Origin of the sequence: Paenibacillus sp. 276b (assembly GCF_900107875.1) — a bacterium.
Lineage (GTDB): Bacteria > Bacillota > Bacilli > Paenibacillales > Paenibacillaceae > Paenibacillus > Paenibacillus marchantiae.
Map to the genome: position 1 here is coordinate 628,077 of NZ_FNRR01000003.1, position 15,239 is coordinate 643,315.

Genomic DNA, 15,239 nt, shown 5'->3' on the forward strand with positions numbered 1-15,239 from the left:
AGACTAGTACAAATATTGCAATTTCAGGTTTGTAGAGCAATGCCTATGCCAAGCTAGCTATCATTGATGCACACAACTGTGACCAGTTTGTCTGGAATTTTCAATAATACATAAGAAGGAAAAGAATATAACACTATCTCTATATTAACAATATCCCCTTATACTTTCCAGTTGTTTTTAGCCCGATTGTAATTTATTCCACTTACGATCTTTAAAATATTTTTTTGTAATACTTTCATATAGTCAGAAGCATAAAATAGCTTTCTTTAAGAAAGCTATTTTATGCTTCTACGAGATACTTTAGTAATAAGAACACACATCTATTTCCCTTTTCAAACAACTCCCCGCTCAAACTCCGCAAACTCAATCCTGTTCCGCCCATTCTGCTTCGCCTGATACAATGCCTTATCCACCGCAGCGAACAGTTGAATCAGATACCCCTCCGGGTTATCCGGTACATGCTCCAATTCAAAATCCTCAATGGACAAAATGCCTATACTGATCGTAATGGACACCTGTTCAATCTCGTGATCCACTACAATGCGGTTGGACTCTACCGACAATCTCACGCGTTCTGCAATTTGATTAGCCACGTCATGCTCCGTGTGCGGAAGGTAGATCATAAATTCCTCCCCGCCATATCGCGTTAGAATATCGGTACTCCGAATGGATTCTTTGACAGCCTGAGCCGTGCGATGCAGCACTTCATCCCCGATGACATGTCCGTAGCGATCATTGATCGCTTTGAAGTAATCAATATCCAGCAGTATGAGTGAAAACGGCGTTTTATATTGAATGTTGGTGATAACCTCGTGATTCAGATGTTGGGTCAGATAACGACGGTTATAGCAGTTGGTTAGACTGTCCGTCAGGGCGAGTTCTTCCAGCTTGCGATTGGCCTCGGACAACTCCAGACGAATGCGATCCAGGGCATGATTACGCTCCTGAAGCGTCTCGTTCTGCCGATTCATTTCTTTAACATAGAAGCGCTCTTGAGAGACATCCTGGAATGTAAGGATATGACCAATGGGCGCGCGAGCAGCATCAACAATGGGAGACGCTTGGAGGATATAGTGACGGATGTCATCCCGCCCCACGAGTACTTCAATTTGAGACAAGGTATTGTCCTTTTGCTTATACTCATCCAGAAACTTCTGGCGGCTGCCCTCAACACGAACAGAACCCAGGAATGCCTCCATATCAAAAGAATCCCCCACATGCAGATCCATGAAGGATCGGGAGGCTTTGTTCAATTCAATAATCATCTCATTCTCATCCAGTACAAGGATGCCGTAAGGAATGGTATTGATTACATCCTCATGGGCGATGGAAACCAGATCGAACACATTGTATCTTTTAATGACATAGACGAAGAAAAGGTCGGACACGAAAATCCCCAGCGAAGTCAGTCCGGGAATAATGAACGGTAAATACGCTCTTAGAACCACATTAAGCAGAGCGTCGATTGTTGCAAAAGCAGCCAGCACGAATATGCCCCAGAGCGTAACATTCACCTGATTTTTAATCATGGAGGACGTTCGAGAAGAATAAAGTGCCCGGAACAAAATAAAGAGGGACGTTACAAAGTAACTCACGAGTATAGCCATGACAACCCAGAACCAGTGTCCATATTCCCGCTCGATATAACCGCCTTCCAGCGGAGTTACAAACCAGCCCCACGGGTTCAGGATCACGCCAACCGCTCCAATAACCGCAGGGATGAACAATAGGAAGGATTTTTTTGGGCCTAATCGCTCCGCCTCACCCGTAATGAAGATTGTAAGCAGCAGCCAACCACTCCCGAGTAAGGAAACGGCAACAAAAGATAACGTAACATAGAACAACTGCAAGCCTGGATCTTTCGTCAACGTACTCGCAAATTGACAGAATGGCCAGAGCATCATCAACCCATGAAACAAAAAGTAAACCTTATGTAAGTTCGTAATTCTAACCGTAGCAAAAACATATACGTATACACCAAACAATAGGACGAATAGAAAGAGATCATACCATACTAATGGGCTCACGAATCTTCTCCTTTTTGCATGCGACAACGAGGATAGTATTGAACTGGGTTATTCCTTAACGCTATGTGAATCTTCGATAAACCTATAAAAGATATTCCTATATTATTGCTATTGGTTAATTTAACCACATCTTATCACACCGCTAATGGAGTGAGTAGCCCATACAATGGCAAACCAACCAACCTCTGTTTGAATTTTGCGCAATTTTTGCGTTTTTGTGAATGAAATTGAACGTTTAGATGTAAACCGGGAGGAAAGAAGACCTTGTTAGCTGTCGTAAGAGGCAAGTAGGTACATATGTAGAGCCCTCCGTCACCGGACGGCCCTCTCCTCATTCGTATACAGTAGCCAAAGGCAAATTGTCTGAGAACAAATCCGGATTATCTTGGAGCATGCTCGTGATTACTTCCGTCAACAAGGCCGCATCACACACTCTGACAACTGCATCGCCAAGATACCCTTTATGCATCGCACCTTTACGTTCTAGAACGTCATCCACTTTCCAAAAATGCTCTGACCACGATAATCCGCAATGTCTCCGGGAAGGCACCGAAATTTCGGTTCCATCGGATAAAACCGTGCGTAACATCTCAGGCTCATCCGTTAATCTGCCCGGGATGTCGACCCATTCTTCGATACCATGGATAAACGTATTCCGTTTCAGATCAACGCCGACCAAAAGGATCGTGGCCTTCCGATCAAGCAGTTTGCCCCAGGCTGAGCCTCGTGCGCATGGTGTATCGAAAAGATGATCGTCCTTCGTAAATGCTTCGGCGTCGCGTCCCAGAGCAGCTACCGAATGTGTAGGGTGCCAAGAACGTACTACTTCAGGTCGTTTGCGAAATAGCTCAGGCAGAATGCCGACACAGCATGGTGAGGATTCCACGTGGAACATCGGATTGTCCGCATTGATCGTGGACCATGTATGCGTTGGCAATACCAGCAGTCCGTCCTTCATATACTCGGTGAATGCATCCAACACCGTATCCGCACCGCCTTCGACTTCGCCCATGCTTTTCATGGAAGAGTGAACGAGCAGCGTCCCTTGGTCGTCAATACCGAGCTGACGCAGTTGGTGGAGCAAACTTTCTTGCGTATGTATCATTAATAGATAACCTCCTTTGGGCTATTATAGCAAAATAGAGCGTAGACGACGGTACTAACGTTATCCTTTGTATTGGAGAGAGCACGAGACCTGTTTCAGGCCATACACCATGCGCCTCACGGCAAGACAAAGGGCCGGGGAACCCCCCGGCCATAAGGAAAGAATTTGTATAAGTTCCTGAATAACAAAACTATTTAATCACAACGTACTCCAGGTTCACCAATTTCGCATAAGTCACGATTTGATCAGTAGTCAGGTTCAAAGATACTACGGTATGGTGACCGCCGCCATTCTCAATCCAAGCTCTAACCCCCTCCTGGAAGTTAGGCTTCACATTCCACAATACACGTGCTACCGGCAGATTAGGTGCTGGAACCGTTGGCTCGAATGCGGATACTTCGTTGATCAACAGTTTGTAATGCGTTCCCAAGTCCGCCATGGAAACCACGACGCCTTCTCCTGCTTTGCCATCGAATACGAGACGTGCAGGATCTTCACGATCGCCAATACCCAGTGGGGACACGATGATTTTAGGTTTGTTGCTGGCGAGTGTCGGGTCAACTTCAAGCATGTGGGATTGAAGGATAGCCTCTTGACCAGCTGCCATCTCGTACGTGTAATCCTCCATGAAGCCCGTGTTCTCGTTATGGGCCATGACTTTGAGCAGGCGATCGAGTGCAGCCGTTTTCCAGTCACCCTCTCCAGCAAAGCCGTATCCTTGGGCCATCAGGCGTTGAACAGCCAGACCCGGAAGCTGCTTCATGCCATGCAGATCTTCGAAGTTAGTGGTAAAGGCACTGTATTCACCCTCGTCCAGAAAACGTTTGATCGCAATTTCATAACTTGCTTGTACACGTACGCTAGCTTCCCAAGCTTCTTTGCTGTTCGTGCCATAATCGAATTCATACAGGTCTGCGTACTGAGCGATCAGATCGTCGATTTCCTGCTCTGTTACAGCGTTCACATATTGCACGAGGTCGCCAATGCCGAAATAATCGACTGTCCATCCGAATTGGATCTGTGCTTCTACTTTATCGCCTTCGGTCACGCCCACGTTACGCATATTGTCGCCAAAACGAGCAACCTTGATGTTAAAGCTTTCATTATAAGCTACCGCTACGTCCATCCAGTCAGCAACCTGCTGTTGCACTTCTGGGCGTTCCCAGTAACCAACAACGATTTTATTTTGTTTTCTCAGACGTGCATTGATGAAGCCATATTCGCGATCACCGTGAGCCGCTTGGTTCAGGTTCATGAAGTCCATGTCGATGGTCGCCCATGGAATGCTTTCATTGAATTGTGTCGCGAGATGAAGCAACGGTTTTTGCAGCAATTTCGTACCCCGAATCCACATTTTTGCAGGCGAGAACGTATGCATCCAGGTGATCACACCCGCCACTTCGTCGCGATAGTTCACTTCTTTCATAATGCTCGTGATTTTATCTGCGCTTACGGCCAAATCCTGCAATACGAGCGGGTATGGCAGAACGCCACTTGCATTAAGGGCATCCGTAATTTTCTGTGCGTTGGCTTTAACCTCACCCAGCGCTTCTTCCCCGTACAGATGCTGCGAACCTACGACGAACCAAAACTGTTTAGCTGCTGTTGCTGACATGTAATCATCCTCATTTCATTTTTATAGTTGAACAAATGGGTTACACTTACCACTCCGATTGCAGTACCATCTTCCGATCGCTGGTTATCCCCGGGTTTCTTTGATCAATTTTAATAAGGATGATATCCGGTTATAAAGGCGAGCGCTTCGCTTCTACAGATTGGTACTGCACTCTCCGTTATCGTGTAAAAGTTTGATACAACTTCATTGGTAGTAGTAACAAACAACTTATTCGCTTGAATTATTATCAACCGATCGCTACATAACCAAATTACTTCTGTCCGTAGTAGGCGTCTTTTCCGTGTTTCCGCAAATAATGTTTATCCAAAATGCCTTGCGGCAGTTCTTTTGCAAAGTTATTCAATTGCCGCGCATACAGGTTCATTTTGCACACTTCCTCCAGCACGACGCTGTTCACTACCGCCGACTTGGCGTCTTTACCCCACGTGAACGGTGCATGACCATGAAGCAGAACTGCCGGGATTGCCATCACATCCAGCCCGCGCTGTTCAAATGTTTCAATAATGAGACGGCCCGTCTCCGCTTCGTATCCGCGATCAACTTCATCCTGGTTCAAGAAACGGGCACAAGGTACGGCGCCATAGAAGGTGTCAGCATGCGTTGTTCCCATCACAGGTACGTCCAATCCGGCTTGTGCCCAGATGGTCGCCCAAGTGGAATGAGTATGCACAATGCCGCCGATTTCCGGGTAATGTTTGTATAGCACAGCATGTGTCGCAGTATCCGAAGAAGGCCTCATGTCCCCCTCTACTACATTGCCGTCCAAATCCACCACTACCATGTCGCTCGCTTTCATCTTGTCGTAGCTGACACCGCTCGGTTTGATGACAAACAGACCACTTTCCCGATCCATCGCGCTGACATTACCCCATGTGAACTTCACAAGTCCGTGCTTCGGCAGCTCGAGATTCGCCTCATAGACCTCTTCTTTCAGTTGTTCTAACATGTGTTAGTCCCTCCCGTTCTCTACCAGATGATCTACCGCCGCCTGCTCAATTGCGAGGCCCTTCAGATAACGTTCGATAAATGCTTCAAACCCTTTGACATCCGATGCATCCGGCGCAACTTCCTCGCCCTGGACATCGATAAAAACCTTCTGCTCTAGGAACACATCCAGACTCTCCTGCTGATCCTTGTTGATCATGTACGAGGCCAGAAGCGCCATACCCCATGCGCCGCCTTCACCCGCTGTAGACATGACTGACACCGGCACGTTCATCGCTGCGGCTACAATCCGCTGTCCGACGACAGGAGTCTTGAACAGACCACCATGAGCCAAAATGCTGTCAATCGCCACATGCTCGTTCTTCGTCAAAATGTCCATGCCGAGCTTGAGGGCACCAAACGCGGTGAACAGATGTGTACGCATGAAGTTCGCCAGATTGAAGTTGCTTTCCGGTGAGCGGACGAACAATGGACGGCCTTTGTCGATGCCGGTAATGTTTTCACCCGAGTAATAACCGTAGCTCAGCAAACCACCACCATCCGGGTCGGCTTCCAACGCTTTATTGAACATCACGCTGAACAATTTGCCGGTGTCGACTTCGTATCCCATCGCCTCGGAGAATTCACGGAACAATCCAAGCCAGGCGTTGATGTCACTGGAGCAGTTGTTGGCATGCACCATGCCTACCGGACTGCCGTCCGGGGTCGTAACCATATCGATCTCGGGATACACTTTGGACAATTCCTTCTCCAAGACGATCATCGCGAACACGGATGTGCCGACGGAGATGTTGCCCGTACGCTTCCTCACGCTATTCGTTGCTACCATGCCCGTTCCGGCATCGCCTTCTGGCGGACAGAGTGGAATGCCTGACTGCAAATCATTCGAAGGATCGAGTAGCTTGGCTCCCGCTTCGGTTAACTCACCAGCATTCTCACCAGCGAGATACACTTTGGGAAGAAGGTCTTCGACCTTCCACGGATAACCTTTACTTGTGATCAGTTCATCGAACTGCTTGATCATGGACGGGTGATAGTTATGCGTAGACTCGTCGATTGGGAAAATGCCCGAAGCATCGCCGATACCGATGGCTTTATTGCCCGTCAGCAGCAAGTGTATGTAACCAGCCAAAGTTGTCAGGTGATCGATGCGAGGCACATGGGTCTCTTCGTTCAAGATCGCTTGGTACAAATGAGCGATGCTCCAACGTTCCGGGATATTGAACTGTAGAAGATCCGTCAGCTCCCTCGCAGCCCTCCCGGTGGTCGCATTACGCCACGTCCGAAACGGTACCAGCAGTTCTCCCGCGCTATCCAAAGCGATATATCCATGCATCATGGCGGAGAATCCGATGGAACCTACCGTTTGCAACGTGATCCCGTATTTCCGCTCTACGTCTTGCTTCATCTCACGATACGCAGTCTGAAGACCTGTGATAATATCCTCTTGGTTGTACGTCCAATATCCGTCTTTCAGGAGGTTCTCCCATTCATAACTGCCTGACGCGATGGTCTCAAAACGTTCGTCAATCAGCACCGCCTTGATCCGCGTCGATCCAAATTCGATGCCTAGTGAAGTGGCTCCCTTGGTAATCGCTTCTTTCATATCCACATGACTCATGATCACGTAGTCCCCTCTCTGACCACATTAGGTAAAAGTAAAAATATAATTGGCTTAAAGATGATTGAATTGGATTCATATTTCGGTTTATTGAAAAGAATGCGCTTTCCTTTTCTGACAGCCTTAGTATATTTTTTGTACGTACATTTGTCAATAATATATAATAGTTATACTTACATTAGTTGAGATATAACGTCTAAACGATCTCATTTCTGTGCTTAAAAGGTTATTTTGTAGGGTACACATTTCTGTTTAAGGATGGGAATTGTACGGTTTATTTTGTAAAACTGGCTGTTACATAGCCATTCCATTCGAATCATGATAAAATATGTACGTACAACTATGAATATGACGATGTTTTTTTATAGATAAGTAACGATGAAAGAAGTGGACTGCGTGAAGCCAAAGTATCAGGTCATCATTGACGATATCAAAAGCAATATCCTATCGGGAACCTATAGCGTAGGCGAACAAATCCCTACCGAATCCGCACTGCAGGACAGCTACAACGTGAGCCGCCAGACGGTACGAAAGGCCATTTTGGAGCTTTCGAACGAGGGCTTTTTGAGAAGTGAGAAGGGTTCCGGCACCTATGTAAGCAATCTGTATCGATCCAGAACCGGCGGGAACACGATGAAAAAAACAATCGGCGTCATCACGACGTACATCTCCGATTACATCTTCCCCTCCATTATCCGCGGTATTGAAGGCCGATTGAATGAGGACAATTATTCGTTGCTGTTAGCCAGCACCAATAACGATGTTGAACAAGAGAAAAAGGCGCTCGAGATGATGCTGTCCTACGGTGTGGATGGCCTGATCGTCGAACCGACCAAGAGCAACTTGTACAACCCCAACATAGCGTACTATCTTTCCTTTAAGGAACAGGATGTACCGTTTACAATGATCAATGCCTTTTATGAAGAGCTGGAGGTGCCTTTCTTCTGTCTGGATGACGTGCAGTCCAGCTATCTAGCTACCCGGGAACTGATCGCCAAAGGACATAGCCAGATCGGCATTATCGCGAAAATGGATGATTTACAAGGGAAGTATCGGATGAAGGGATATATCAAAGCGCTGGGCGAAGCCAAGTTACGGTTTCATCCCGAGCAAGTGCTGTCGTTCGATACGGCATCGAAGCCGGACCTCTCCACCAATCTGGAGGTGTTTCTGGAGGAAAACAAAGATGCGCTAACATCCCTTGTCTGTTACAACGATGAGGTGGGGCTAGAAGTCGTACATGCATGTAGAAAGCTGGGCATTTCCATTCCTGACGAGTTATCCATTATCGGCCAGGACAATTCTTATATCGCCAAGAACGCCAACATCAAACTCACGACATTAACTCATCCCCAAGAGCAAATGGGCCGTGACGCTGCGGATTGGGTCATCAAGAAACTGCAAGGCAAAAAGGATCTGCCCACCAACACCTATTACCAGCCCGTGCTGGTTGAGGGCGAGACAGTAAAAGAGATTGAGTTGGAATAGTATTGGGACCGAGGTTTGGTTAATGGGGATTGCTCTATAAAAGGGGTAATTACAACCTCAACCACCCGCCTTTTGTTCGTCGACACCATGTTCTTGCTGAAATACGAAGAGGCTGCCATAATGGCAGCCTAAGATGTTTTGCTTTAGTCATTCTTTTTAGCTAGAACGGGAACTAACTCATAAGGAGTGTCTCTTCCAATGAAGAGGCCTGCATTATTTTGTGATACCATTCCAGAACGTCAGCTCGTCAACGGGCAGTCGAGTCGTCGGATGTCCCGGTTGCGAGGCTTTGCCGATGGAAATGAGAATGGTTGGAACATAACGATCGGGAATATCGAACGCTTCAATGAATTTATTTTTATCGTATCCAGCCATTGGAACGGTATCATAACCACGCGCTTTGGCGGCGAGCATGAATTGCATCGATAATAGACCACAATCAAATATTACGCCGTCCTTGATATATTGAGAATCCATGCTTCCCAGCATTCCCTTCATGTTGGTAACCAACGAATCCTTAACTTCCTTCGTCATATAACCAGCTTCTACAGAAGCGTCGTAAACGGAATCCACCTGTTTGATATACTCCAAATCACCCAGCACCGCAATAACGGCCGAGGCATCTACTACCTGCTGCTGGTTATTCGCGATGGGAAGCAATTGTTCTTTCAGAGTCTGATCATTAAAGACAATGAATTTCCATGGCTGCATATTCGCGCCAGATGGAGCAAGGGCTGCTTCAGTCAGAATATCTTTCAATTCCTCCTCTGAAATGTTGACCGCAGGATCGTAATGCCGTACAGAACGTCTTTCCTTTACCACTTCCATGAAGCTTTGCTCTTGTTTTACGCTCTCCATCCCATTTTGCCTCCCATTTATATACTGTGTATTATTTAACACAGTTAAAGATAAAAAAATAAACCACTTAACTGTGCTAATATAAGCACAGTATATCTGTGGATGGGTATGTTGTCAATTCTCCATTATCGGACTCATTCGTTTGGCCATGTCGGCAATGGTGTATTTTCGCAGAATTTCCAACACGCTATGATTAATTTCCCCCGTAATATCGTTGAACATGTCATGCATCTGCATACCAAAGGAATGATCGCCTGTGGAATCCAGCATTCCTTCACACAGCGATGCCTCGGTCTGAAGCGAAAGATATATATCGGCCAGTGTCACTGATTCCGGCGGCTGCTTCATGCGATAACCTCCATCGCGTCCTTCACGAACCTCTAGAATGTTCTCCTGAGCGAGTTTCGCCAATATTCGGCGAATCAATGTTGCTTCTGAGCATAATTGATCGGCGATATTGTTACTTGGATAGCGGTTAGAACTATTAGACATGAACACAAGGGCCTGCAATGCCAAGCCGAATGCCTTGCTATTGGAGGGACAGGTATGTTTGGCCTTTTTCATCGTACAGGGCTCCCTTCTTCGTTGCGTCCTGTGTGAATTATAGCAAACCGCCAACTACCATTCAACACGCCATCGAGGTTTACAGACAGCAGCTTGCTACTTTAAACAGAAGGTACACGCCCAAGAAATAAAATAAGGGAAGCTTCCAAAACAATCAAATCCTCTACTCCTGACACAGCAGGCAAGCAATATAACTATTTTGTTCAAATAAACTTCAAAACATCATATAATAACCTCTTAACAAACCATTAAAACTGGTATATTATACAATTGTAGCAAAATTTTATTATATTTCGAGAGGGGATTTTAAACTTGAAAAAGACGCTTTCTATGGTTGTCGTCATGAATCTATTTCTCAGTTTTGCCTTCGGCTTTCAAGCGTTTGCAGACGATGACATGGCCGAATCGGGAGTTCACCCTGATGCCCATGTCGCAGAACAGGTAATGCAGCCAAGTGAGGAAATGATATCCACACTTACTAAGGATGTTTCTGAGTTGGATTCGTCCAAACTGAAGAATCATCGGGTAAAAGTACCTGTAAACTTGGAATCGGCTACCGCGTCTTCAGAATTACAAAAGGGACTCATTTCGGCTCCGCAATCGATTATCGCTACAGCCACAGCAGAGACTAATACATACACGGGCTACATCCAACAAGAAGGTACGTCCAGCTTTTTATACCCTATTTATGTACAACCGGGAAGCATACTGCAAGTACAAATGGATAATCCGGCATCGACGCAGCTAGATTACGATCTATATCTCTACGAATTTGACATGTCCACTGGTGATTTGAACCCAACTCCAATTGATTATTCAATATATGGAACGTATCTGAATAACTACGGAAACGGATCAAGAACCTTGTCTGAAAATGTCGGCACGAAAAATAGCACCGCCAGTTCCAAAGCCTACTTAATTGAAGCCTACGGCGCAGTTGGAGGCAGCATCAATGAAGCATTCACCCTAACCGTTTCAACTAGCTCAACCTATGATTCATACGAGACAGATGAAAATGCACTTCATGCTTATCCTTTCACGGTTGCGACTGGTGGCTCTACTCTTTCAAGCCGCTCCATTAATTCGGAGGTCGATCAGGATTGGTATAAGATCACGGTTCCCGAAAGCAGAAATTACGATGCCATGCATATCGATCTGGATCAAGCCTCTGTAGGTAATGGCTATAAGGCGGAATTGTATGGTGCATTAAGCAACAATCGTATGGCACTAATGCCCTCCACCAACGGCAATGTGTCTCTAGGCACGGGCACATATTATTTGCGAGTGTATACAGCAAGTAACTATTCGGATAACAACTATTCATTACACCTTCAACCAGTGTTAAGAGCGGATAAAGTCGTGATCACAGGTTATAATTCTAATGGCGGTCCGAATGACTACCCCACATATGCCTATGGACGCTACTACCGGATTACGGGAACCAGTTTTACGGTGACTGGCGTTGCCGCGACTTCAGATAACTATGCGGTAGCCAATGCGGAAGTAGAAGTCCTTTGGGAGAATGATTATTGGACGGAAGGCAGTAACAACAGATATCGGAGTTCAAAGGTTATGACAAACAGCAGCGGCCAATTCACTGCTACGTTATCCCTGCCTCCTTCAACCGGGAGCATAAGTCAATACTTGCCAGGAGCTATAAGCTTCACTCACTACTATGATATTTGTGGTGTGCTGGCGAAGGTAACGAATCGTCCGAGTGCAAATGATACAGATATTGTGTATCACTTTGCCTACAGTATTTACGGAGGTTAAACAGATCAAGAAAAAGCAATGGGCGATTCGTCAACATGCCTGTTGCTTTTTTGTCCAATCATATTAAAAATATGGAATATTATTCCGATAGTATGAAGAGAAGTGAATTATTGGAATACATTAATCGAATAGGAGTGTGTATTTATGAAGGTTCAAAGTACGACTCAGTTTGACCTCAATACCTACATTCAATCGAAACAACGCGCGGATAAGCCCTCTTTAGTCACTGGCACGATACCCGAACTGTCGCATAACAACGACACAGTGGAGATTAGTCCGGCTTCCAGGCAGTTGGCAGCATCCGATATTGTAAATCATTCCGCTACATATTTTGGAACCGTTCAAATCAATGATTCCTTAAATCGCCTACTCACAGATCAACCCTCGGAGGTGAAGGAGGCTGTCTATGGCATCATTCAAGCTAACCTCATTACTAACATAACCGAGGAAGAGGACAGATCAGCATTGCTGGAATTGGGTCTCACACAAGCAAAGTATATCGCCGATAACTATATGAAAGGGGATAAAGCGACGGAATTCATGGATACGATTCGTCAAATCGCCGCCATCTCCACAACCAGAACGGTAGATCCTGAGACGAAAGAAATCCATTATGAGACTCCTCCTCAGAGACCTGTTGGCGCTCCAGATGATTATATCGATCTAACCTATATGATGAAGAAATTTGAACCCAAAACGCTGGATAAGCTCCAGGATGCAATTGTGAACGGAAAAGACTGGAACAGGATTCTTCAAAGCTTCGCCAAAAATGTATCGACTAATCAGGACTGGTTGAAGGAATACAAAGAGGACGTAGCCAAATCTACGGGGAATATCGCTGGGGAGAACAGATTCGAAAAAGCCTCTACTTCCAGCTTGTCTGAGTTTGCCCAAGATATCAAGAACATGATCGCTCATGCTGGATTAGTAAATAGCGATTTTCTGACAGACAATATAGAAGCATTTATACGAACCTTGGCAATCCCGAAATCCAATGGATAATGGAGAAGATTCACCAACATGAGTGACAAGCATGCCACTGAGAATCAAGATAAGAATGTTATACATACCTAAATTGATTCTCAGTGATGTCATGCCCTACACCACTTTTCTTTATTTGAATTTAATGTCAGCCACTTGGCCACTTTCAACAAAACCTATATTTTGATAAACCTTATTCGCATCAGGGTTCTTCAAATCAGCATATAGCATCGGATCTAAACCCTCTGATATGAGGATAGAACATAATTCTGCTACAACTGCACTTGCATATCCTTTCTTACGAAAGGCAGATGGTGTATATACTGCATTAATTCTCGCATGTCTTGGAGAGCGATGTGCAATATTAGCCATGGACACAGGGTAACCATCTACCAGCCATAGATACAGATTACCTGTTTCTATAGCCGACTCTGCTGCTGAGAGTTGACTAGATGGTTCAACTTTAACTCCATAAGCCCCTTCTGAGAAACCAGCTAAAAATTCCGCCACGGTCTCCAAATGCTGTCTTGTAGCTAGGTGCAGTGTCCCTTCTACATGAACTGGTTTCCTTACCTCTGAACAAACGTAGGATTCCATCATCATATAAGGAACAGATTGAACCTCGTTAGCCTCTGAGAATACCTCAGAAAAGTGTCCAACAGTCGCCTGATCTCCTGATATCCCCGGAAGCTCATTTCCCTTGAGAAATTCTAAAAGTTCTTGCAAGAGCTTGTTCTTTGGTTCAGCTGCAAGTTCTTTGGAAATCCACAACCAAGCGTTGTGCCCTTCGGTCTGGGCAAAGATCATTGTTTCATTAGATGCTTTTAGACAGGTTGAACGCTCTGACTCGCATATACGATGAATAAGATTGTACTGGACTTCATCGGCCATAAACATATTCTGATGCAGCACTTGATCGTTTACACCAAACTTCTGCAACATACCCATTCCTCCTCTATTCATGTAGAAGACACAAAAGCCCCATCCGTAGCCAAGAAGCGTACCGTAACGGTCGTTCCAACACCTTTTATACTTTCATAATTAATTTCCCCGTCATATTTTTCTACAATATTAAAACAGATCATTAATCCTAGTCCGGTGCCATTACTTTTTAATGAATAAAACGGCGTCCCGAGCGACTTCACCTCATCCTCTGACATTCCGCTCCCTTCATCCATAATTTTGATCTCAATATAATGTTGATTCCTCTTGGCAATCACAGTGACGGGTTTCCCCATATTCGATGCTTCCAATGCGTTTTTAATTAAATTCATCATCAACTGCTTAAACTCAATGGGATTAATAAAAATGAAGCAATCCTCTTCTGCCTCGATATGCATCTGATTATCAGATAACATCGCATAGGAACGAACCAGACCTGTTACACTCTGAAGAGCATCGTTCACATTCACTTTTTCTGGCTTCTGATCTTTATTCGGCTTGGAAAGGGTTAGAAACTGAGAGGTAATCTGTTCAACGGTATTCAACTCATCAATCATCAATTTGAACTTGTTTTTGACCGGATCATCAAATGCAGGATCTTCTCTGTATAACTGCAAAAAACCTCGAACAACGGTGACTGGATTTCTAATCTCATGCGCCACAGCAGCCGTCAAATGGGCTATCATCTTTAAACGCTCCGATTGTTGTAATTGTTCATGATAGAGCTGTTGCTTTTTCATACGACTAAAGGACAAATGGAAAATGAGAAATAATAAAATCTGACTCGCTATAATATTAATGAGGTTCCCTAGGATGTCATGATGTAAATACGAATATATATTACCTTGATCAATCAGGATGATATAGCCAAATGTGATCAAAATTAAAAATCCATTCAGAATGATGGAGAAATAAAACAGTTTTAAATCAAAAAACAGAATGGCAAGTGAGGGAATCAGACAAATGAGAATGTACGTAGTCCAGGTCTCTGGATATAAGAAGAACAGGGTATAGAAATAAGCAAAGCCAAACAGGATGATGATCTTTCTGAAAACATAGGTTTCATGCTTCGGGTAGATCAACAAACAAACCGCTAGAATGGCCACACAAAAAAAATGGATGACATACCCCACTGTAATTCCGCTTAATTCTGTCGTCGATAGGATTAATCCAGATAACATAAGAGCAATGAGAGTTAACATGGAAATATAATATGTTTTTCGGTTCACCTGACTGTACAATTCTTTCATCCACTCACCACTTTAAATTAATGTCGACACCTCGGTATGTATGTAGCTC

At 45.0% G+C, this 15,239-nt stretch carries 12 protein-coding genes; 3 read left to right on the forward strand and 9 right to left on the reverse strand.

Annotation, left to right across the window (positions count from 1 at the left end):
* Window positions 1-332: 332 nt before the first annotated feature.
* From BLV50_RS18755 to BLV50_RS18775, 5 genes are all read right to left on the reverse strand, one after another.
* Window positions 333-2,027 (reverse strand): histidine kinase N-terminal 7TM domain-containing diguanylate cyclase, encoded by a 1,695-nt coding sequence (locus tag BLV50_RS18755; protein ID WP_090809364.1) that lies wholly within the window; start codon window positions 2,025-2,027, stop codon window positions 333-335.
* A 331-nt stretch (window positions 2,028-2,358) separates the two neighbouring features.
* A complete protein-coding gene (locus BLV50_RS18760) occupies window positions 2,359-3,129 on the reverse strand; it encodes an AAC(3) family N-acetyltransferase (RefSeq protein WP_090809452.1) in 771 nt (256 codons plus the stop codon).
* 193 nt (window positions 3,130-3,322) lie between these two features.
* Window positions 3,323-4,747 (reverse strand): L-arabinose isomerase, encoded by a 1,425-nt coding sequence (gene araA, locus BLV50_RS18765; RefSeq protein ID WP_090809365.1) that lies wholly within the window; start codon window positions 4,745-4,747, stop codon window positions 3,323-3,325.
* A 271-nt stretch (window positions 4,748-5,018) separates the two neighbouring features.
* Window positions 5,019-5,714: an L-ribulose-5-phosphate 4-epimerase gene (locus BLV50_RS18770; protein WP_063565793.1), complete on the reverse strand. Its 696-nt coding sequence runs from the start codon at window positions 5,712-5,714 to the stop codon at window positions 5,019-5,021.
* 3 nt (window positions 5,715-5,717) lie between these two features.
* Complete coding sequence (locus tag BLV50_RS18775; RefSeq protein WP_090809367.1) at window positions 5,718-7,334, reverse strand: xylulokinase; 1,617 nt, start codon at window positions 7,332-7,334, stop codon at window positions 5,718-5,720.
* Window positions 7,335-7,730: 396 nt separating this feature from the next.
* Here BLV50_RS18775 and BLV50_RS18780 point away from each other — a divergent pair, with 396 nt between their 5' ends.
* Window positions 7,731-8,822, forward strand: a complete 1,092-nt coding sequence (locus BLV50_RS18780) for a GntR family transcriptional regulator (RefSeq protein WP_072733904.1) — start codon at window positions 7,731-7,733, stop codon at window positions 8,820-8,822.
* A 213-nt stretch (window positions 8,823-9,035) separates the two neighbouring features.
* Here BLV50_RS18780 and BLV50_RS18785 read toward each other — a convergent pair whose 3' ends face one another.
* Complete coding sequence (locus tag BLV50_RS18785) at window positions 9,036-9,680, reverse strand: nitroreductase family protein (protein WP_079697020.1); 645 nt, start codon at window positions 9,678-9,680, stop codon at window positions 9,036-9,038.
* Window positions 9,681-9,794: 114 nt separating this feature from the next.
* A complete protein-coding gene (locus BLV50_RS18790) occupies window positions 9,795-10,244 on the reverse strand; it encodes an RrF2 family transcriptional regulator (protein ID WP_064641496.1) in 450 nt (149 codons plus the stop codon).
* 303 nt (window positions 10,245-10,547) lie between these two features.
* Here BLV50_RS18790 and BLV50_RS18795 point away from each other — a divergent pair, with 303 nt between their 5' ends.
* Window positions 10,548-12,017 carry a hypothetical protein gene (locus tag BLV50_RS18795; RefSeq protein ID WP_090809368.1) on the forward strand — a complete coding sequence of 490 codons (1,470 nt, stop codon included), beginning with the start codon at window positions 10,548-10,550 and terminating at the stop codon, window positions 12,015-12,017.
* Window positions 12,018-12,161: 144 nt separating this feature from the next.
* Window positions 12,162-13,019 carry a hypothetical protein gene (locus BLV50_RS18800; protein WP_079697019.1) on the forward strand — a complete coding sequence of 286 codons (858 nt, stop codon included), beginning with the start codon at window positions 12,162-12,164 and terminating at the stop codon, window positions 13,017-13,019.
* A 111-nt stretch (window positions 13,020-13,130) separates the two neighbouring features.
* On the opposite strand, the gene BLV50_RS18805 is transcribed toward BLV50_RS18800, so the two are convergent.
* Both BLV50_RS18805 and BLV50_RS18810 read right to left on the reverse strand, forming a co-directional pair.
* Window positions 13,131-13,940 (reverse strand): GNAT family N-acetyltransferase, encoded by an 810-nt coding sequence (locus BLV50_RS18805; protein ID WP_063565789.1) that lies wholly within the window; start codon window positions 13,938-13,940, stop codon window positions 13,131-13,133.
* Between the two features lie 17 nt (window positions 13,941-13,957).
* Window positions 13,958-15,169, reverse strand: a complete 1,212-nt coding sequence (locus BLV50_RS18810) for a sensor histidine kinase (protein ID WP_256337991.1) — start codon at window positions 15,167-15,169, stop codon at window positions 13,958-13,960.
* Between the last annotated feature and the right edge of the window lie 70 nt (window positions 15,170-15,239).

Excerpts from the sequence above, each read along its gene's own strand:
- araA (WP_090809365.1), bottom strand. The coding sequence starts at position 4,747 with ATGTCAGCAACAGCAGCTAAACAGTTTTGGTTCGTCGTAGGTTCGCAG.
- BLV50_RS18770 (WP_063565793.1), bottom strand. The coding sequence starts at position 5,714 with ATGTTAGAACAACTGAAAGAAGAGGTCTATGAGGCGAATCTCGAGCTG.
- BLV50_RS18775 (WP_090809367.1), bottom strand. The coding sequence starts at position 7,334 with ATGAGTCATGTGGATATGAAAGAAGCGATTACCAAGGGAGCCACTTCA.
- BLV50_RS18785 (WP_079697020.1), bottom strand. The coding sequence starts at position 9,680 with ATGGAGAGCGTAAAACAAGAGCAAAGCTTCATGGAAGTGGTAAAGGAA.
- BLV50_RS18790 (WP_064641496.1), bottom strand. The coding sequence starts at position 10,244 with ATGAAAAAGGCCAAACATACCTGTCCCTCCAATAGCAAGGCATTCGGC.
- BLV50_RS18800 (WP_079697019.1), top strand. The coding sequence starts at position 12,162 with ATGAAGGTTCAAAGTACGACTCAGTTTGACCTCAATACCTACATTCAA.
- BLV50_RS18805 (WP_063565789.1), bottom strand. The coding sequence starts at position 13,940 with ATGTTGCAGAAGTTTGGTGTAAACGATCAAGTGCTGCATCAGAATATG.